At 41.6% G+C, this 20,147-nt stretch carries 15 protein-coding genes; 11 read left to right on the top strand and 4 right to left on the bottom strand.

Annotation, left to right across the window (positions count from 1 at the left end; all coding sequences use genetic code 11):
* Window positions 1-83: 83 nt before the first annotated feature.
* Window positions 84-800: a two-component system response regulator ArcA gene (arcA, locus tag FR932_RS13680; protein WP_019441432.1), complete on the bottom strand. Its 717-nt coding sequence runs from the start codon at window positions 798-800 to the stop codon at window positions 84-86.
* An 870-nt stretch (window positions 801-1,670) separates the two neighbouring features.
* On the opposite strand from arcA, the gene FR932_RS13675 reads away from it, so the two are divergent.
* Window positions 1,671-2,150: a putative 4-hydroxy-4-methyl-2-oxoglutarate aldolase gene (locus FR932_RS13675; RefSeq protein WP_019441433.1), complete on the top strand. Its 480-nt coding sequence runs from the start codon at window positions 1,671-1,673 to the stop codon at window positions 2,148-2,150.
* Between the two features lie 108 nt (window positions 2,151-2,258).
* On the opposite strand, the gene aceK is transcribed toward FR932_RS13675, so the two are convergent.
* Entirely contained in the window at window positions 2,259-4,001 is a 1,743-nt protein-coding gene (aceK, locus tag FR932_RS13670; RefSeq protein ID WP_019441434.1) for a bifunctional isocitrate dehydrogenase kinase/phosphatase, read from the bottom strand.
* 343 nt (window positions 4,002-4,344) lie between these two features.
* On the opposite strand from aceK, the gene thrA reads away from it, so the two are divergent.
* The 10 genes from thrA (at window position 4,345) to FR932_RS13620 (ending at window position 17,654) form a co-directional block, all read left to right on the top strand.
* Window positions 4,345-6,804 (top strand): bifunctional aspartate kinase/homoserine dehydrogenase I, encoded by a 2,460-nt coding sequence (gene thrA / locus FR932_RS13665; RefSeq protein WP_019441435.1) that lies wholly within the window; start codon window positions 4,345-4,347, stop codon window positions 6,802-6,804.
* A 2-nt stretch (window positions 6,805-6,806) separates the two neighbouring features.
* A complete protein-coding gene (thrB, locus tag FR932_RS13660; RefSeq protein WP_019441436.1) occupies window positions 6,807-7,763 on the top strand; it encodes a homoserine kinase in 957 nt (318 codons plus the stop codon).
* A 177-nt stretch (window positions 7,764-7,940) separates the two neighbouring features.
* Window positions 7,941-9,215: a threonine synthase gene (gene thrC / locus FR932_RS13655; protein WP_019441437.1), complete on the top strand. Its 1,275-nt coding sequence runs from the start codon at window positions 7,941-7,943 to the stop codon at window positions 9,213-9,215.
* A gap of 270 nt (window positions 9,216-9,485) precedes the next feature.
* Entirely contained in the window at window positions 9,486-10,352 is an 867-nt protein-coding gene (gene tesB / locus FR932_RS13650) for an acyl-CoA thioesterase II (protein ID WP_019441438.1), read from the top strand.
* A gap of 193 nt (window positions 10,353-10,545) precedes the next feature.
* Window positions 10,546-11,565, top strand: coding sequence for an erythrose-4-phosphate dehydrogenase (gene epd / locus FR932_RS13645; RefSeq protein WP_019441439.1), 1,020 nt, complete (start codon window positions 10,546-10,548; stop codon window positions 11,563-11,565).
* Window positions 11,566-11,607: 42 nt separating this feature from the next.
* Window positions 11,608-12,774: a phosphoglycerate kinase gene (locus FR932_RS13640; RefSeq protein WP_019441440.1), complete on the top strand. Its 1,167-nt coding sequence runs from the start codon at window positions 11,608-11,610 to the stop codon at window positions 12,772-12,774.
* Between the two features lie 144 nt (window positions 12,775-12,918).
* The gene (gene fbaA / locus FR932_RS13635; protein WP_019441441.1) at window positions 12,919-13,995 is read left to right on the top strand and encodes a class II fructose-bisphosphate aldolase; all 1,077 of its coding nucleotides are present in this window, start codon (window positions 12,919-12,921) and stop codon (window positions 13,993-13,995) included.
* Window positions 13,996-14,179: 184 nt separating this feature from the next.
* Entirely contained in the window at window positions 14,180-15,337 is a 1,158-nt protein-coding gene (locus tag FR932_RS13630) for a cytochrome-c peroxidase (protein ID WP_019441442.1), read from the top strand.
* Between the two features lie 86 nt (window positions 15,338-15,423).
* Entirely contained in the window at window positions 15,424-15,933 is a 510-nt protein-coding gene (locus tag FR932_RS13625; protein WP_019441443.1) for a hypothetical protein, read from the top strand.
* Between the two features lie 218 nt (window positions 15,934-16,151).
* Window positions 16,152-17,654, top strand: coding sequence for a Na+/H+ antiporter NhaC family protein (locus FR932_RS13620; protein ID WP_019441444.1), 1,503 nt, complete (start codon window positions 16,152-16,154; stop codon window positions 17,652-17,654).
* 203 nt (window positions 17,655-17,857) lie between these two features.
* On the opposite strand, the gene serA is transcribed toward FR932_RS13620, so the two are convergent.
* Both serA and rpiA read right to left on the bottom strand, forming a co-directional pair.
* Window positions 17,858-19,087 carry a phosphoglycerate dehydrogenase gene (gene serA, locus FR932_RS13615; protein WP_019441445.1) on the bottom strand — a complete coding sequence of 410 codons (1,230 nt, stop codon included), beginning with the start codon at window positions 19,085-19,087 and terminating at the stop codon, window positions 17,858-17,860.
* A 380-nt stretch (window positions 19,088-19,467) separates the two neighbouring features.
* Window positions 19,468-20,124 carry a ribose-5-phosphate isomerase RpiA gene (gene rpiA / locus FR932_RS13610; protein WP_019441446.1) on the bottom strand — a complete coding sequence of 219 codons (657 nt, stop codon included), beginning with the start codon at window positions 20,122-20,124 and terminating at the stop codon, window positions 19,468-19,470.
* Window positions 20,125-20,147 lie beyond the last annotated feature (23 nt).

Raw genomic sequence — 20,147 nt, 5'->3', positions numbered from 1 at the left:
GGACATAAAAAAAGCGCTAATAAGCGCTTTTTTTGTATTTGTCTTTTACTGCAGACATGTCGGTATCGCTAGCGGTATGCTGCTTAGCTTAATTCACCGCAAAAACGGTAACCTTCACCGTGGATCGTTGCAATGATTTCTGGCGTATCTGCAATACTTTCGAAATGCTTACGGATACGACGAATTGTTACATCAACAGTACGATCATGTGGTTTCAATTCTCGGCCTGTCATTTTTTTCAATAACATTGCACGTGTTTGAATCTTACCTGGGTTTTCTACGAAGTGTAGCATCGCACGGAATTCACTACGAGGTAGTTTAAATGAATCATCCAGCGGGCTAATTAAAGAACGGCTGTTGATATTTAAACGCCAACCATTGAACTCATATTCTTCAACGATAGCTTTTTCTTCATCTGCTACTGGCAGTTTAGTAAAAGTACGGCCAAGTAGGTTACGTGCACGAATCGTTAATTCACGTGGGTTAAACGGTTTAGTAATGTAATCGTCAGCACCAATTTCTAGACCTAAAATCTTGTCAACTTCATTGTCGCGACCAGTTAAAAACATTAGTGCTACATTATGTTGGTCACGTAGTTCACGTGCTAACAATAAGCCATTTTTTCCTGGAAGGTTAATATCCATGATTACCAAGCTGATAGGATTATTGGCAATGATCTCATACATTTCATCGCCGTTACTTGCTTCATGTACTGAATAGCCTTCAGCTTCGAAGATGCTTTTTAGGGTGTTACGTGTAACGAGTTCATCTTCTACGATAAGAATGTTTGGGGTTTGCATAAACGTACCTAGTTCCGCTTTGGATCAAATAATGCCCTGACTATTGATATTATCCATTAAATACGAATATCAATAAACCGGGAGTAAGAGTAATACATCCATGAAATATAAGACTATTTATCTATAACAGCTCGCTGCGGCAGAATATCTAGTTTTATGGCTTCCTTAACTATAGGATTATATGTTATTAACAGCCGTATAACAACCTTATGTAATTATGTTACGTAATAACTCAACATGATTTGATATTTATCAAATAACCCTGATTAGATATACTGTAATTAAATTAGTTGGTTATAAAATGATAGTTAATGGATATACTGCATTGTTATATGGTAATTTATGGTATTTTAATTTATATAAATCAGGTTGTTATGTTTATATGTTGAATTTTTAACTTTGTTTTAAAGTCGTGTCTATTAGGCTAAATCAACAGCGTATTTATCGTTATTGCCTGTTGTACCTGGTTATTTAAGATTAAAAAATATTTATGAATTGGCGTTTTCTCCCTACTAATCTGTATTTATGCCCGCTACTACTGGTGTTTGGTGTTGATTTACGCTGCTTTTTACTTTAAATGTAACAGTGTGTTATTTATTTTCAATCGCTTATTTAGGGGATTAAAATACGCTTTATGAAAGCATATTTTAATCCATAAAGGTGTAATCAAATTACAACTTGGTAAGTTTTATTGATTCGTCATCGTCAATGTATGGACTTTGTTAATTAATTATAGATTGGAATAATTGTTCTGCGTTAATATGTTAGCAGTTATCGTCAATTTTGCGTGATCAACGCATCAGTAAAATGACGATTAACCTGTAATGAGAAATGTGTAATGACAAACGATAACAACGTTAAGGATGGACTATGTTAGACCTATTACCCGATCTGTGTGATCAACATTTTGATAAATTATCTGTGATGGATCCTATTTTTCAAAGTTATGGCAAAGCGACTATTTTTAGTGGCCAAGCGGTAACCGTGAAATGTTTTGAAGATAATTCCTTGGTGAAAGAGCTCGCTGGTACGCCAGGGCAAGGGCGTATTTTAGTGATTGATGGCGGCGGTTCGACAAGGCGTGCATTACTGGGTGATATGATTGCTGAAAACGCGGTGAGCAATGGCTGGGCTGGCTTCGTTATTTACGGGGCCGTTAGAGACGTCGCGACGATTAATACCCTCGACCTTGGTGTAAAAGCGATCACGGCTTGTCCGGTCAAAACAGAAAAACGGGGATTGGGCGATGCAGGTATCGATTTACAGTTTGCTGGGGTGAGTATTGTAGAAGGCGATTACATTTACGCGGATTTAAATGGTGTTGTTGTTGCCAAAGAGCCATTGCTTTAACAGGCATAGACAAGGTTTTAACAGGTATAGGCTAGGCAGTGTCGGTGATGAGGTTAAATCCAATTAACCCCATCCTATTTTTAGCTAACTAGTTATGTCTTTATGTCGTTAGTTAGTATGGTCGCCATCAGCATTGCGTTCAAAACGGCGGGCTCGACGATAAGGGAAGACATCATTGTATTTGCCGCGACTGATATTATCCTGCAACCCTTTCCAGTAGTTCGCATCAAGCAGGTCTGAATGATACTTCTTAAACAGTTTATTAATTTCAGGTCGTGATAGTAAGAAAGTCTCGAACTCTTCCGGAAATACATCGTTCGGTGCCACGGCAAACCAAGGCTGCGCCATCATCATATCTTCTGGATAACGCGGTTTGGGAATATAACGAAAGTTCACTTCATGCATATAGGATATCTCATCATAATCGTAGAAGATCACGCGGTTATGACGGGTCACACCAAAGTTCTTAAACAACATATCACCCGGGAATATATCTGCGGCCGCGAGTTGTTTGATCGCATTACCGTATTCATCAATGGCATTATCAAGTTCTTCTTCATTGGCCTGTTCGAGGTACATGTTCAGCGGGATCATCTTGCGTTCAATATACAGATGCTTGATCACCACTTTACTGTTGGTCAACTTGATCACAGACGGCGCGACGGCTAATAACTCATCGAGCAGTTCCTGACTGAAGCGATCTTTGGGAAAAGCAAAGTTCTTAAATTGTTGGGTGTCTGCCATGCGGCCAACACGATCGTGGGATTTTACGATCTGATACTTGGCTTTTACCGTGGCATGATCGATTTGTTTCGGCGGTGCAAATTCATCCTTAATGATCTTAAATACCACATCATAAGAAGGCAGCGTAAATACGCTCATCACCATGCCTTTAATACCAGGGGCAATAATAAACTTATCATCAGAATTATTGAGGTGTTTTATGTAATTGCGGAAAAACTCAGTTTTCGCGTGCTTCTGGCAACCAATGGCCGAGTAGATCTCGAAGTTAGTTTTATTTGGGATCATTGGTTTTAAAAACTGCACAATCGCACCGGGCTCAGGCGCATAGACAAAGAAATAAGCGCGGGCAAAACCAAACAGAATACTGGTTTCTTCTTTTTCAAAAATAACCGTATCCAAATAGATCTCGTTTTCTTCGTTATTTAAGATCGGGAATACCAGCGGGTACATGTGCCCATCAGCAAAGATCTTGCCCATCAGGTAAGCGCCCTTGTTACGATAAAACACTTCATTAAGCATGTGCACTTCGATGTGCTTGGCATCGGTCAGCTGTTTTGGGGCGTGTTGATTAAGGTAATCGACAACATTCGCTAGGTCACGATCTAAATTTTCCCAACGAGCGGTAAAGGTATAACCTGAAATGATTTTGCGTAAGATCACCGAAAAGTTACCGCCGCGGGTATAGCTGCGATAAAAATTGTTGGGATAACCCGGATCTCGAATGCGGTTGGCGTTGGTGATAAATAATTGGTCTTTATAGATATTGGTGTGCTTAAAGACGCGACGATAAACAGAGTTAAAGAAACTCTCGGCAATTTCAAAATTGGGGTAGTGCTGTAACAGCGCTTCGTACTCACATTTTATGTTTTGTAGAAAGGGTTGTTCGGCGGTTGTGTCAGCGGCGAGCGCTTGAATTTGTTGTGCTGTTTTACCGACGTGATAGTCATATAGGCTAATACGTTTTTTTGCTGCGATTTGCACACCATGCCAATCGGCGTTTTCAAAACGTAACTTTGCACCACGGGTAACTTCTAAAAAACGGCTATAAAAAGCATCACATGACGCTAATATAGAACCCGCTATTTGCGCTTCTAATACTTTTTCCATACAACAAATCCTTGGACGTAAGACATTACTCAATATCGCAATGTTTTTACATTATTTCAACATCTTTACACCTGTTTAGCGATGTAGAGTGAAACAACTAAATCCATTTTAAACTTGATTAACGTCGCATTTTTTGATATTGCTATAGGTATTGAAATTATAAATAAATTAATTAGCAGATTATATAAATAATATGATGACTTATTGCCTAGCGTTCATTACCACCACCATTATTAACACTGTTATTACAACGGTGGGATGACACGTAGGGCTAAGACAGAAATAATGAAAAAGCCCGTTACCATTTAGGAACGGGCTTTTTTGTATCAACAAGGAGCAAAGGATGCGAGTTTTAAAATTTGGTGGTACATCGTTAGCAAATGCTGAACGATTTGCCTGTGCAGCTGATATATCAGTGAGTAACATTGAACAGTCACAGGTAGCATTAGTGTTATCGGCGCCAGCCAAAGTAACCAACAATTTAGTTGCCGCGGTGCAACAAACAGTTCGCGGTCTTGACGCTGAATCTTCATTAGAAGAAATCGACGGTATTTTTAAAGCGCTTGTTGCAGGGTTAAAAACGCAATACGTTAATTTTAATGCTGACATCGCATTAACGCAGGTTGAAGCTGCATTAGCGACATTAAGAGAATATTTACACGGCGTAAAATTATTATCGCAATGCCCTGAAAATATTGAAGCTAAGATTTTAAGCACAGGTGAAAAGCTCAGTATTGTTTGCATGGAGCAGCTATTACTGGCCCGCGGTTTTAAAGTTGAAGTGCTCGTGCCACAAGACAAACTTGTCGGTAAAGGCAGTGTATTAGAAGCATCGGTAGATATTGATGCCTCACGTGCGCGTTTCGAACAAGACCCCATTAAAACTGACCACATCTATTTAATGCCTGGTTTCACTGCAGGCGACGAACAGGGCAACACGGTTGTACTTGGTCGTAATGGTTCGGATTATTCTGCTGCCGTATTAGCGGCGTGTCTGTATGCTGATTGCTGTGAGATCTGGACCGATGTAGACGGTGTTTACGCCTGCGATCCACGCTTAGTAAAAGATGCAAAATTACTTAAAACATTAAGTTATCCAGAAGCAATGGAACTGTCATATTTTGGCGCGAAAGTATTACACCCAAAAACGATTGCACCGATTGCTCAGCACCACATTCCTTGCTTGATTAAGAATACAAAAAATCCAGAAGGCGAAGGCACGTTAATTGGCGGCTTAATGTCAAAAACCCAAGCTGAAGTGAAGTCATTATCAGAGCTAAGTGGCATGACAATGATTAACGTATCTGGCCCAGGTATGAAAGGCATGGTTGGCATGGCTGGCCGTATCTTTGAAACGGTTTCTCGTGCCGGCGTATCAATCGCCCTTATTACCCAATCATCATCAGAATATAGCGTCAGTTTTTGTATCCACAGCTATGATGCGGGTAAAGCTAAATTAGCACTGAACAATGAGTTTAATCTTGAGATCAGCAACCAGTTACTTGAACCTATCGAAATGCGTGATGGTTTAGCGATTGTGTCGCTCGTGGGTGATGGTATGCGTAAAGCCAATGGCATCGCAGCACGTTTCTTCACGGCATTAGCACAAGCATCGGTTAACCTCGTTGCGATTGCGCAAGGTTCTTCAGAGCGTTCTATTTCTGCGGTGATTGATGAAAGCCAAGCGAATGATGCCATTAAAGCATCACACAATATCTTCTTTGGTAAGCAACAGTATATTGACTTGTTCTTATTAGGCTGTGGTGGTGTTGGCGCGGCATTGGTTGAGCAAATTAAACGTCAAAAAGAATTTTTAGCGGAGCGTCAAATTGAGATCCGTGTATGCGGTATCGCTAACAGCCGTCAAATGTTGCTTGATTCAGAAGGGTTAGCATTAACCAACTGGGCAGATGATCTTGCTGCCAGCAATATTGAATTCTCTTTAACTGCGGTTGAAGACCTGGTTAAAAACAGCCATATCATTAATCCTGTTATTGTTGATTGTACCAGCAATGATAACCTCGCTAGCCAATATGTTGATTTCCTTGGCAGTGGTTTCCACGTGGTCGCGGCAAACAAAAAAGCCAATACCATGAGCATGGATTATTATCACGATCTACGTACAACAGCATTGAAAACCCGTCGTCGCTTCTTATACGATACCAACGTAGGTGCTGGTCTGCCTGTGATTGAAAATCTGCAGAATCTATTAAGCGCAGGTGATGAGCTAGTACGCTTTAACGGTATTTTGTCAGGTTCTATGTCATATATCTTTGGTAAATTAGATGAAGGCATGAGTTTTTCGCAAGCGACTGCACAAGCCCGTGATAATGGTTTTACTGAACCGGATCCGCGTGAAGATCTGAGCGGCATGGATATCGCGCGTAAATTATTGATTATTGCACGTGAAGCAGGCATGAACTTAACCTTAGACCAAGTTGAAGTTGAAGAAGCTATTCCAGCTGGCTTTGATGCAACAGGCACTAACGAAGAATTCATGGCGAACTTGCCAAAAGCCGATGCGTATTTTGCTGACTTACAAGCAACAGCCGCGGAAGAAGGCAAAGTATTACGTTATATTGGTCAGATTGAAGACGGTAAGTGCAAAGTATCCATTGCTGCCGTACCAGAATCTGATCCACTGAATAAAGTCAAAGATGGCGAGAATGCACTCGCATTTTACAGCCGTTATTATCAACCAATCCCAATGGTATTACGTGGTTACGGCGCAGGTTCTGAAGTGACTGCAGCGGGCGTATTTGCCGATGTATTACGTACCCTTAATTGGCAGCAGGAGATTTAATCATGAGCATTGTTGTATTCGCACCGGCATCGGTAGCAAATGTAAGTGCAGGTTTTGATGCATTAGGTTTTCCAATCGCGCCGATCGACGGTTCACTCATCGGCGATAAAGTATTCATTACTGATGCTGACTCGGCGTTTAGTTTAGTTTCTAGTGGTCGTTTTAAGCATAAATTACCCGACGATTACCGTGAAAACATCATCTATGATTGTTATCTTGGTTATGCTGCAGCGTTAGAAAAACGCGGTTTGAAGATCAAAAGTATCGCCATGGAGTTAGAGAAAAACTTACCGATTGGCAGTGGGCTAGGTTCAAGTGCCGCATCAATTGTAGCTGGTCTAGAAGCGTTGAATGTATTTCATGATAACAGCCTTGAAGAACACGAAATGGTGTTATTAATGGGCGAGCTGGAAGGCAAGATCAGCGGTAGCGTACATTATGATAATGTCGCACCTTGTGCCTTGGGTGGCATGCAATTAATGCTCAACGAAAATGGGGTGGTTAGTCAATCAGTGCCATGCTTCGATGAATGGTATTGGGTTGTTGCTTATCCGGGCATTAACATCTCGACGGCTGCTGCACGTGATATATTACCGACACAATACAGCCGTGCTGATTGTTTAACGTATGGCCGTCATTTAGCGGGCTTTATTCATGCTTGTTATAGCAAACAGCAAGACTTGGCTGCCGCTATGTTACAAGACGTGATTGCGGAACCGTACCGCTCACAGCTTATTCCAAAGTTTGATGACGTGCGTGACTATGCCAAAGAACTCGGCGCGTTAGCAACCGGTATTTCAGGCTCAGGCCCAACGGTATTTAACGTCATGACAGACTTAGCCCAAGCTGAAAAGTTAAAAGCTTGGTTAGACGCTAACTTTATCCAGAACGATGATGGTTTTACTCACATCTGTAAGCTGGATAAAGAGGGCGCTCGTGTTGTTGGTCGTGAGTTATAACCAAAGGTTGTAATAAGCTTCAGTAATAAAGAGACAAGTACTGCATGATGTCTGTTGAATCCAAGTAATAAGGGTTATATGCTCTACCGATGTTCAGGGCTTCGTTGTCAAGGATATGGTACAAAGGCAATCGTTATCATGCAGGTAGCACAAAGATGTTTTAGGGAATGAACAACAATGAAATTATATAGCATTAAAGATCACGCAGAGACAGTAAGCTTTGCACAAGCAGTGAAACAAGGCATGGGTAAAAACCAAGGTTTGTTCTTTCCAAGCGAAATCAAGCCGATTGACGATATTGATGCCCTACTAGAGATGAACCTAGTAGATCGTAGTCGCGTTATTTTACAATCACTGATCGGTGATGAATTTAGCCAACAAGAATTGCATGATATTGTCGAAGGTGCGTTTAACTTTCCAGCGCCAGTCACGAAAGTGAGCGACAAAATCAGTGCATTAGAATTATTCCACGGTCCAACATTGGCGTTTAAAGACTTTGGCGGCCGTTTCATGGCGCAATGTCTTTCACGTTTAACGTCAGGCGAAAAAATTACCATCCTAACTGCAACATCAGGTGATACTGGCGCAGCGGTTGCACATGCTTTTTACGGTATCGACAATATCGAAGTCGTGGTAATGTATCCAAAAGGTAAGATCAGCTTCTTACAAGAACAGATGTTCTGTACTTTAGGTGGCAACATCCGCACGATCGCCGTTGATGGTGACTTTGATGCGTGTCAGGCGTTAATGAAGCAATCATTTGATGATGCGGAACTGCGTCAAGCGATTGGCCTTAACTCGGCTAACTCAATTAACATCAGCCGCCTAATGGCACAAATTTGTTATTACTTTGAAGCATTCGCCCAACTGCCAAAAGCACAACGTGCTCAGACAGTAGTGTCAGTGCCAAGTGGTAACTTCGGCAACCTAACTGCGGGCTTACTGGCTAAAACATTAGGTCTACCGGTTAAGCGCTTTATTGCCGCAACCAATATTAATGATACTGTGCCGCGTTATTTACAAAGCGGTGAATGGGATCCAAAAGCAACACAAGCAACACTTTCGAATGCGATGGATGTGAGCGTACCAAGCAACTGGCCACGAATTGAAGAACTTGCACGTGTTAAAGGTTGGGACTTATCTGAGTTGGCATCTGACTTCTTATCTGATGAAGATACTAAGCAAGCTGTTGCCGCATTAGACGAGCAGGGCTACTTATGTGAACCCCATGGCGCGATTGCCTATGATCGTTTAGCGGCGCAATTAAGCGAAGATGAATTCGGTTTATTCTTATGTACAGCGCACCCTGCGAAGTTTAAAGAATCAGTGGAAGACATCCTTGGCCGTGATATAGGTTTACCGCAAGAACTGGCTGATTGTGCAGATAAGCCAAACTTATCGGTTGATATGGCAAATGATTTTGCTGCATTACGTGCATTATTGATGGCGTAGACTACCCTTAGTAACGGGCTCTCACATTTTGTGAGTATACCTTGTTGTTATGTCTCTATAGGTGACATGACCACAAGGTATTTTTTTGTCTGCATTTCCACAACTAATCCACAACTAAGCTGATGTTTAGGGCTTAAACGCTCGATTTAGTTAATGTAATGTTATTTCAGCGCTGCAATATCAGTAATTATCGCTTGAATATCTTTGTTAACAGGGGTAGCGTTGCCCATTCGTACTAAAATAACAAGCTGAATTCAGAATAAGGCATTTATGGGTAAGGTATTAAAAGATCTTCTTGGACAGTTAACATTAGAAACCATTGAAGAAGGAATTTATCGTGGTCAAAGCCAAGATTTAGGGTTTGGCGCAGTATTTGGCGGCCAAGTGATGGGGCAAGCATTATCGGCAGCGAAAGAAACTGTTTCCGCTGATCGTAAGGTGCACTCTTTTCATTCTTACTTCCTGCGTGCTGGTGACGTCAAAAAGCCGATCGTGTATGAAGTTGAAAAAATTCGCGATGGCGGTTCCATTACCACTCGCCGTATTCGAGCCATTCAAAATGGCCAAGCTATCTTTTACATGACAGCATCTTATCAGATTGAACGTGAAGGTTACGACCATCAAGATCTGATGCCGGATGTACCACCACCGGAAGACCTGCTTTCAGAACAAGACCACGTATTATCATTACGTAATGAGTTACCAGATGATATTTGCGCCAAATTTGTTTGTGAGCGACCGATTGAAATGCGCCCAGTGCATTATCTTGATCCCCTTAATGAATCGAAGTCGGCGCCAGAGCGTTATATTTGGTTTAAAGCCAATGGCCAAATGCCAGACGATGCACGTATTCATAAGTACTTATTGGCTTATGCATCTGACTTTTGTTTCTTACCAACCGCACTACAGCCACACGGCAAAGGCTTTATGAGTCCAAACATGCAAGTCGTGACGATTGATCATTCAATGTGGTTTCACCGTGATTTCCGCATGGATGACTGGTTACTGTATGCCGTGGATAGTTCGAGTGCGTCAGGCTCTCGTGGTCTGGTTCGTGGTCGTTTCTTTACACGTGATGGCAAAATGGTCGCAACCACGATGCAAGAAGGATTAATTCGTAACAGAGAGATCGCTTAATTACGTACTTAATTACCTAATAGCTCAACATTTCGGTCAAAATGGCCGTAATGTTGTTTTATTACGAAAATTTGTGGGCGGGATCATGCTTTCCTGAAATTTATAAACATTTCCTACCTCGGCATATTCGCTTATGGGTAATTTTACTCTACAATGAAGTTCGTTTCTTGTTATTAGGTATTCAACCCCGATTATGCCAGTGAGAGTTGCCATTAATGGTTATGGACGAATTGGACGCAGTGTTGTCCGAGCGTTATATGAAAGTAACCGTCAGGATCAAATCCAGATCGTTGTTATTAACGAACTAGCCGATCCTGAAGCGATAGTACATTTAACTCAATACGATTCAACGCATGGTCGTTTCCCCTTCCCAGTACAGCTGGGCGATAACCTATTACAAATTGAAAATGATTGTATTCATTTAGTCCGTCATCCTGAGCTTGCAGACCTACCTTGGCACGAACATGATATTGATATCGTACTTGATTGTACGGGTATCTACGGCACTAAAGCAGACGCTGAAGCACACATAGCTGCAGGCGCTAAAAAAGTTATTTTTTCTCATCCAGCAAGTGCTGATGTTGACGCGACCGTTGTCTTCGGCGTAAATCATCAACAGCTAACCGGCGCTGAAACGTTTATATCAGGTGCATCTTGTACAACTAATTGCATGGTGCCTGTTATTAGTGTTTTAGATAAAGCGTTTGATATTAAATGTGGCACGATCACCACGATTCATTCCGCGATGAATGATCAACCTGTTATTGATTCTTATCATTCCGATTTGCGCCGTACACGTGCTGCAAGTCATTCTATTATTCCGGTTGATACAAAATTAGCGGCAGGTATTGAACGTATCTTGCCAAAATTTGCGAACAAGTTTGAAGCGATTGCGGTGCGTGTTCCGACGTTGAATGTGACTGCGATGGATTTAAGTATCACGGTGAGCAAAAACGTCACGGTTGAAGATATTAATCGTTGCTTACTTGCTGCATCAGAAACTGAATTAAAAGGCATCCTGGGTTATACCGAGGCGCCATTAGTATCGATAGACTTTAATCACGACCCACGCTCTAGCATCATTGATGGTAGCCAAACACGGGTAAGTGATGGACATTTAGTTAAATTGTTAGCCTGGTGTGATAACGAATGGGGCTTTGCAAACCGTCTACTTGATACAACGTATTACGTCGCTGTTTTAGCGCATAAATAGATTGAAATAAATTTTATAAATTTGATATTTAAGGATTGAACGATGAATATTATTAAAATGGCAGATCTTGATCTTGCAGGTCTACGTGTATTAATTCGTGCTGATTTAAACGTACCAGTTAAAGATGGCAAAGTAACATCTGACGCGCGTATCCGTGCTTCACTACCAACAATCAAACTGGCGCTTGCTGCTGGCGCTAAAGTGATGGTTACATCACATCTTGGCCGTCCAACTGAAGGTGAATTTGCACAAGAGTTCTCACTAGAGCCTGTTGTAAACTATCTTAAAGAAGCATTAGAAAATAACGTTGTACTAGCAACTGATTACCTAGACGGTTTAGCACTAAACGCAGGTGAATTAGTTGTACTAGAAAACGTACGCTTTAACAAAGGCGAAAAGAAAAACGAAGAAGGTCTATCAAAAGCATACGCAGCATTATGTGACGTATTCGTAATGGATGCATTTGGTACGGCTCACCGTGCCCAAGCATCTACACACGGTGTCGGTACGTTTGCTCCTGTTGCTTGTGCTGGTCCACTATTAAGTGCAGAACTTGAAGCACTAGGCAAAGCAATGGACAAGCCTGCTCGTCCAATGTTAGCAATTGTTGGTGGTTCTAAAGTATCAACTAAACTAACAGTGCTAGATTCATTATCAACGATTGCTGACCAGTTAGTGGTTGGTGGCGGTATCGCTAATACATTCATCGCAGCACAAGGCCACAACGTTGGTAAATCACTGTGTGAACATGACTTAGTTGATACAGCTAAAGCGTTAATGGCTAAATGTGAAATCCCAGTAGCAACTGACGTACTTGTTGCTAGCGAGTTCTCTGAAACGGCTGAAGCAACACTGAAAGCAGCATCAGAAGTAGGCGATGCAGACATGATCTTCGATTTAGGTCCTGAATCTGCAAACAAACTTGCTGAAATGATTAAAGAAGCTAAAACAATTATCTGGAATGGTCCAGTTGGCGTATTTGAATTCGCTAACTTTTCACAAGGTACAGAAATCATTGGCCGCGCAATTGCAGAAAGTGAAGCTTTCTCTATCGCTGGTGGCGGTGACACATTAGCAGCTATCGACCAATTCGGTCTAACTGACGGTATCTCTTATATCTCTACAGGTGGCGGCGCGTTCCTTGAGTTTGTAGAAGGTAAAGTATTACCAGCAGTAGCTATGTTAGAAGAACGTGCGAAAAACGGCTAACAGCTAGCGCATAACTAATCGTTGTTTTGCTGTCACGGCTGCTGACTATATAAAGAGTTAGGTTAACCGTGATGGCAAAAAATATTTTAAAAATTCGTGCTGAATGATTCAGTACTTAAATATGTAAACAATAAGGCTAATATTATGTCTAAGATCTTTGATGTTGTAAAACCAGGTGTTGTAACAGGCGATGACGTGCAAAAAGTTTTTGCTATTGCTAAAGAAAACAACTTCGCTTTACCAGCTGTAAACATGGTAAGCACTGATTCAATCAACGGTACTTTAGAAGCAGCTGCAAAAGCTAAATCTCCAGTGATCATCCAGTTCTCACACGGCGGCGCTGCATTCTTCGCTGGTAAAGGTATTGGTCTTGAAGGTCACGGCGGTTCTATCATGGGCGCTATCGCCGGTGCTAAATACGTACACGTTATGGCTGAATCTTATGGTGTTCCAGTTATCATCCATACCGATCACGCGGCTAAGAAATTACTTCCTTGGATCGACGGACTACTAGACGCTGGTGAAGAATTCTTCGCACAAACTGGTAAGCCACTATTCAGCTCACACATGTTAGATCTTTCTGAAGAATCACTAGAAGAAAACATCGCAACTTGTGGTGAATACCTAGCGCGTATGTCTAAAATGGACATGACTATCGAAATCGAACTAGGTTGTACTGGTGGTGAAGAAGATGGCGTAGATAACTCTGACATGGACGCATCTGAGCTTTACACTTCGCCAGAAGACGTTGCATACGCTTACGAAAAACTGAATGCTATCAGCCCACGTTTCACTATCGCTGCTTCTTTCGGTAACGTACACGGTGTATACAAGCCAGGTAACGTTGTACTTACTCCAACTATCCTACGTGATTCACAAGCATACGTTTCAGAGAAATTTGGCCTACCAGCTAACTCGCTAAACTTCGTATTCCACGGTGGTTCAGGTTCTTCAGAAGCTGAAATCCAAGAATCAATCGGTTACGGTGTTATCAAAATGAACATCGATACTGATACACAGTGGGCTACTTGGGAAGGTATCAAGAACTACTACGAAGGCAAGAAAGAATTCCTTCAAGGTCAGATTGGTAACCCAACTGGCGCAGATGCGCCAAACAAGAAACATTATGATCCACGTGTATGGTTACGCGCTGGTCAAACAAGTCTTGTAGCTCGTCTAGAACAAGCTCACAAAGATCTAAACAGTGTAGACGTACTATAATTATCCGTTAATATTCGGATTATTTAGACGGTTACTTGTTAATGCCGCAGACCTTAGGTCTGCGGCATTTTTTTTACCATAAATAACGCATAACAAAAAGGAAGTAGTTGAAGGATAATATATTTTAAGTAAACTCTGTGTTTCCATCTTATTGATTAACATGTAAATAAATCTGTATAACTGAATGTATATAATTAAATGTATAAGCTGGCTAGTCATTAGTTGTATTGTTGGCGCTAAACTGTCAATCGCAGCATCAGTCACAGTCACAGTTCCAGAATCAGTATCAGCACCCAAGGTTGAGCTAGGACGCTATCTTTTTAACGATGTCAGATTATCTAAATTTGGTAATCGTAGCTGTGCACTTTGCCATTCCCCTTATCACGGTTGGAGTAACACCTTTAGCAAGACGCCTGATATTCATGGCAATATATCTACGCTAAATACCCCATCCTTACTTAATGCAGCCGACTTCACGACTTATATGCAAGCCAGTCGAGATTTAACAGATTTGGCCGAAACGATTAAACGGCCGTTATTATCAACATCCCCAGAAGAAATGGGCATGCTAGAACCGTTGTTGATATCACGGTTGCAGCGTTCATCTTCGCTCTATGCGCCCTTATTTATACGTGCTTTTGGCAGTTCGACAGTAACCCTAGACAAAGTATTGTTAGCCTTGGCTGAATACGTAAAGACAATTCGCTCTACTGACACGCCTTATCATCGTTATCTTGAGCAAGCAGATATAAACCCATTAACACCAGCACAGCAGAAAGGCTTGGTGCTGTTTAAAAGTAAACGGTTGAATTGTACCGCTTGCCACAGTGGCGTGCTGCTGGATCGTCGCACAGATGCACGCAAGACTAATTTTGCTAATACCGGTCTCTATGGCATTGAATCCGAGAGGGGATATATCTATCCGCCAGCCGCATCAGGTTTGCAGAGTACAAGCGGGCGAATTGAAGATAATGGTAAATTTAGGATCCCGTCTTTAATCAATGTCACTGCCACAGGACCTTGGGGTCATGATGGTAGCTTTAGCACACTCGGCGCTGTTATTGACAGTTATGCTCGCGGTGGACGATTAACGGTATCAGGACCTAATCAAGGGGACGGTAACAAGCACCCAAAAAAAGATCGATTAATCACAGGTTTTAGTTTAACTCAATTAGAAAAATCGCAATTATTAGGCTTTTTAGCAGCGCTCGCGATCCCAGTTCCAGCACAATTAATTCAGCATGCCTCGCCATTCTGCGCCTTGGTGACATTACCTGGCAGGGTCGATGTGGCTGATTGCATTTTGCCGTTTATCTATCGCGGCAGTGAAAATACCGATTAGTACTATTTATAATTCGAGCTATTTATCATTAGAGCTACTTATAATTCGAGCTATCCCCAACACAGTAAACACACAGGAAACATGGAATGATGAAGTTAAAAAAAGTGGTATTAACGTCAGTCTTACTGCTAGTGAATACAGCTGTTTTTGCCGCTGTCGATGATGCGAAAAAAGCAGTCGATAACCAACAGCGAAATGCATATTTTCAACAAGATTATGCAAATGCATGTACGCAATTACTGCAATCTGATTTGCAACTTCCTGCGACAAAGGAAATCGCGGCGCAGCATGAAATCAATGTAAATATTGATAGTGGTTATCGCCTAAAAATGAATGAAAACGGGCAGGGCTACTTACAGCTCGCGATCACCGAATGGAATGAGAAATTGGTTTTATTCTCAAGTAAAAACATGAAGGTAGCGATCGAAGGTGCTGATATTACTGCTGCAGGTATTACTAATTTGACTTGTGAAGATAAAAGTAAACAAATTACCCATGTTAATACCCATGAGTGGGGCAGCTATATCATGACGTTAACGGCAGCGCCAAATAGCTGGGTTGAATTGACTATCGTGAAAGAAGTCACTAAAGGTTAACCGGTATTGTTCGTCGTTATCCGTTTTGATTAACTTTTATCATTAAATAATTATTTTTTAGCTATATATTCTAGTTACTTGGCTTTGTTTGTTATTACTGGCTATTAAATTGAGTATTTGACTATGAATGTGATCGTTTTGAATGTATATTCAATATTAATGAATAAATAACTGGTTTGAATGTTGCGTTAATTGCGTGACCAAGGAAGGATAACGAAATGGAACAAACAGATATTAGCTCACTATTACCTATCATCATTACGTTGGTGCTGTCGCTGACGACACGGAATGTCGTGATTGGCTTATTCGCTGGTGTGTTAACTGGCGTCTTTATGCTGAATGGATTACAGCCTTTAGATGCGTTCGGCATTATGGTTAAAGATCACTTGGTGCCACAATTAACCGATGGTTATAACGCCGGCGTATTAGTGTTACTGGTCTTCATTGGTGGCTTTGTTGCTTTGATGGAACAGTCGGGTGGTGGTCAAGCTTTCGCCGCGAAAGTAACACACTGGATCAGCACGAAATGTAAAGCGCAGTTATCCGCTTGGTTTGGCGGTATTTTTATCTTCTTCTCGGATCTGGGTACACCATTAATTGTCGGTCCAGTGTTCCGCCCACTGTTTGAAAAATTAAAATTATCTCGTCAAAAACTGGCCTTCATTATTGATTCAACGTCTTCACCTGTGGCTATCCTTATTCCGTTTATCGGCTGGGGTGTGTATATCATGGGACTGATTCAAAAAGAGTTCACGGCACTATCACTAGAAACCTCTGACTGGCAGGCGTTTGTGAATGCTATCCCATTTCAGTTCTATGCGTTCCTCGCTATTTTCATCGTGCCGCTAGTGGCGATTAAGAAACTCGACTTTGGCCCAATGGCTGAAGCGGAAGCAAAAGCGCAACAAGGTATATTCACAGGAAAAAGCCAAGAAACACTGACTGCGTTTACGCATAAAAATGCTAAACCGTCATTTGTGTGGGCTCCGTTATTAGTCATGGCTGTGGTATTGGTTAGCATGTTAGGGCCACTGGGTTTCCCATTTGAAAAAGTATCGGGTTCAGCATTTAGAGCGGCGTTATCTACGTCATATTTGTTTGCTGCAATGACGTTATTGATTTTGATGGCGGTATACGGCGTGCGTAACTTAACAGATGGCATTGCGGTGTACTTAAAAGGCATGGGTAATATGATGCAAGTGGCGATCATATTAGTGTTAGCTTGGACATTAAGTGGTATTGGTAAAGACTTAGGTACTGCGGCATATATTGCTGAACAAGCACAAGGTGGCTTCCCTAGTTGGTTGGTGCCTGCGGTAGCGTTCTTACTTGCGGCGATTATTTCGTTTGCGACAGGTTCTTCATGGGGGACGTTCGCTATCATGATGCCGCTAGTGATACCAACGGCTGTTGCCATTGACGCACCGCTATACGCCAGTATTGGCGCGGTATTATCTGGCGGCTTGTTTGGCGATCATTGTTCACCTATTTCGGAAACCACGATCCTATCATCAACTGGTGCAGGCTGTGACCAGTACGAGCATTTCCGTACCCAATTACCGTATGCGTTATTAAATGGCGGTATCGCGCTAATCAGCTTTGTTGTCGCGGGGATTTTTGAAACACCGCTGGTATTAGTGGCTGCGTTAGTGTTGCAAGTTTGCGCTGTGTATATGTTGTCGCAATGGCATCAATATAATCAAGCGCTAACCCCATCCTAGCCTCCCCTTGAAAAAGGGAAGGGACAGGGCGAACTCTCTTCCCACCCCCTTTACCTGTTATAGCAGGTAAACAGTAAACAATTGGTAAAAAGTTACTGTTAAATAAGACAAAAAAAAGCCTGCCACTTCATTTAAAATGAAACTGACAGGCTTTTTTGATCCCCTCCCTTTGTATTCAGGGGAGGGTTAGGGTGGGGTCTAACCTAGCGTAATAAACGCGCGCGGATAGTACCGTCAATTGTTTTCAGTTTTGCTAAACCACGTTCAGCATGATCACTTTCAACATCAATAACCACATAACCAATATCGCCTACTGTTTGCAGATATTGACCTGAAATATTCACACCTTCTTCAGAAAATGCTTGCGTGATCTGGCTTAGAATACCCGGTTGGTTATGGTGAATATGCATCAAACGGCTTGCGCCAGCATGTGTCGGTAGTGAAACCTCAGGGAAGTTAACCGCAGACAAGGTAGAACCATTATCTGAATATTTCGTTAGTTTACCTGCTACTTCATAGCCGATGTTCTCTTGTGCTTCCTGGGTGCTACCACCAACGTGCGGTGTTAGGATCACGTTATCAAATTCACGTAACGGTGAAATAAACTCATCGTTATTTGATGACGGTTCAACAGGGAATACATCAACAGCAGCGCCAGCGATCTTCTTCGTTGCCAATGCTGAAGCAAGTGCGTCAATATCAACAACCGTGCCGCGTGAAGCATTGATGAAGATTGCACCTTGTTTCATTTGTGCGAACTCAACTTCGCCCATCATCAGTTTTGTTTGTGGCGTTTCTGGTACATGTAGCGAGATAATATCTGACGTTGCTAACAATTCTTGCATGCTCATGATCTGCTGAGCGTTACCCAAAGAAAGTTTCGTTTCAACATCATAATACTTAACGCGTAGCCCTAAGTTTTCAGCCAAAATACTCAGTTGGATACCAATATGGCCATAACCAATAATACCTAACTGCTTACCACGTGCTTCATAAGAACCCGTTGCTGACTTAAGCCATTCGCCACGGTGTGCTTTGGCATTCTTTTCTGGAATACCACGTAATAATAATAAAATTTCGCCAAGTACTAATTCTGCCACACTACGGGTGTTCGAGAATGGGGCATTGAATACCGGGATCGCTGCTTTTTGAGCGGCAGCCAGATCAACCTGATTAGTACCAATACAAAAACAACCAATACCCACTAGTCTTTCAGCTGCAGCAATGACGTTTGCATTTAGGTGAGTACGTGAACGAATACCAACAAAATGGACATCTTTAATTTTTTCACACAGTTCTTCTTCACTTAATGCTGTTTTAATCGACTCGATATTGGTATAGCCGGCATCAGTAAATGTATCAACTGCACTTTGGTGTAGTCCTTCAAGAAGTAATATCTTGATTTTATCTTTCTGAAGAGAGAAGTTGGTCATGTAAATTCCTTTATCACATAATTCGTAAATCGCACTAACTGTTTTTTTTAATCATATTTTGTAAATCGAACTAATTGCTAAAGTAGCAGGTTTCTTTTCATTAGTGAATGTTTGTGACGAAAATCAAACAAAATAGTCATTTTGTGATTGACGGTGGGTTGATTTACTTAGAAATTTACACTTTTCGGACTATGAAAATGTTTAACTATCAAATATAGTTTAATATAACTGGTTGTTATACTTATATAATATAGTTTGTTGATGAATGACATAGTGCATTTTTAGGAGTATGGCGAGGCAGTCGGAAACATTCTTGAGACGTGAGATAAACATTGAAAAAGGAGGAGTTGGCGCGGTTATATAACACCAACTCCGCGTTATTATTTAGTGGTAATAACGCCATTTTGTGTACCAGTTAGCACAACGTCTGCACCGCGAGCCGCGAACAAACCATTTGTTACTACGCCAACGATAGCGTTAATCGCGATTTCGAGGGCTTTTGGATCTTTAATCTGCATGTGGTAAACATCAATAATAATATTACCGTTATCTGTGACTACACCTTCACGGTAAACGGGATCACCGCCAAGTTTCAATAATTCACGTGCCACATAAGAACGCGCCATCGGGATCACTTCAACCGGTAATGGGAAATCACCTAATACGTCAACATTTTTAGTGTCATCAATAATACACACGAACTTTTTAGCGACCGCAGAAACAATCTTTTCACGTGTTAGCGCTGCGCCACCACCTTTAATCATGTTTTTGCCGCCATCAATTTCATCTGCGCCATCGACATAGATATCTAGTTGCGCGACGCTGTTTAAATCAAATACTTCAATACCCAGTGCTTCTAGACGTTGCGTTGATGCGATTGAGCTTGAAACGGCACCTTGAATATCTTCACGGATTGTACCCAGTGCATCAATAAAATGATTAACGGTTGAACCGGTACCCACACCAACGATGCTATCTTTTTCAACATATTCTAATGCTGCCCAGCCTGCTGCTTTTTTTAATTCATCTTGAGTCATGTTATATCCATTTATATTGGTTG

It is taken from the genome of Moritella marina ATCC 15381, assembly GCF_008931805.1.
Classification (GTDB): Bacteria; Pseudomonadota; Gammaproteobacteria; order Enterobacterales; family Moritellaceae; genus Moritella; species Moritella marina.
The sequence above is the reverse complement of the archived record's forward strand: the minus strand, read 5'-3'. Positions and strand labels throughout refer to the sequence as shown.

What these genes read in the sequence shown, in the direction of transcription:
- rpiA (WP_019441446.1), bottom strand. Translation starts at nt 20,124, where the DNA reads ATGACTCAAGATGAATTAAAAAAAGCAGCAGGCTGGGCAGCATTAGAA.
- aceK (WP_019441434.1), bottom strand. Translation starts at nt 4,001, where the DNA reads ATGGAAAAAGTATTAGAAGCGCAAATAGCGGGTTCTATATTAGCGTCA.
- thrA (WP_019441435.1), top strand. Translation starts at nt 4,345, where the DNA reads ATGCGAGTTTTAAAATTTGGTGGTACATCGTTAGCAAATGCTGAACGA.
- FR932_RS13640 (WP_019441440.1), top strand. Translation starts at nt 11,608, where the DNA reads ATGAATATTATTAAAATGGCAGATCTTGATCTTGCAGGTCTACGTGTA.
- FR932_RS13620 (WP_019441444.1), top strand. Translation starts at nt 16,152, where the DNA reads ATGGAACAAACAGATATTAGCTCACTATTACCTATCATCATTACGTTG.
- FR932_RS13675 (WP_019441433.1), top strand. Translation starts at nt 1,671, where the DNA reads ATGTTAGACCTATTACCCGATCTGTGTGATCAACATTTTGATAAATTA.
- fbaA (WP_019441441.1), top strand. Translation starts at nt 12,919, where the DNA reads ATGTCTAAGATCTTTGATGTTGTAAAACCAGGTGTTGTAACAGGCGAT.
- serA (WP_019441445.1), bottom strand. Translation starts at nt 19,087, where the DNA reads ATGACCAACTTCTCTCTTCAGAAAGATAAAATCAAGATATTACTTCTT.
- FR932_RS13630 (WP_019441442.1), top strand. Translation starts at nt 14,180, where the DNA reads ATGTATATAATTAAATGTATAAGCTGGCTAGTCATTAGTTGTATTGTT.
- thrC (WP_019441437.1), top strand. Translation starts at nt 7,941, where the DNA reads ATGAAATTATATAGCATTAAAGATCACGCAGAGACAGTAAGCTTTGCA.
- FR932_RS13625 (WP_019441443.1), top strand. Translation starts at nt 15,424, where the DNA reads ATGATGAAGTTAAAAAAAGTGGTATTAACGTCAGTCTTACTGCTAGTG.
- tesB (WP_019441438.1), top strand. Translation starts at nt 9,486, where the DNA reads ATGGGTAAGGTATTAAAAGATCTTCTTGGACAGTTAACATTAGAAACC.
- arcA (WP_019441432.1), bottom strand. Translation starts at nt 800, where the DNA reads ATGCAAACCCCAAACATTCTTATCGTAGAAGATGAACTCGTTACACGT.
- thrB (WP_019441436.1), top strand. Translation starts at nt 6,807, where the DNA reads ATGAGCATTGTTGTATTCGCACCGGCATCGGTAGCAAATGTAAGTGCA.
- epd (WP_019441439.1), top strand. Translation starts at nt 10,546, where the DNA reads ATGCCAGTGAGAGTTGCCATTAATGGTTATGGACGAATTGGACGCAGT.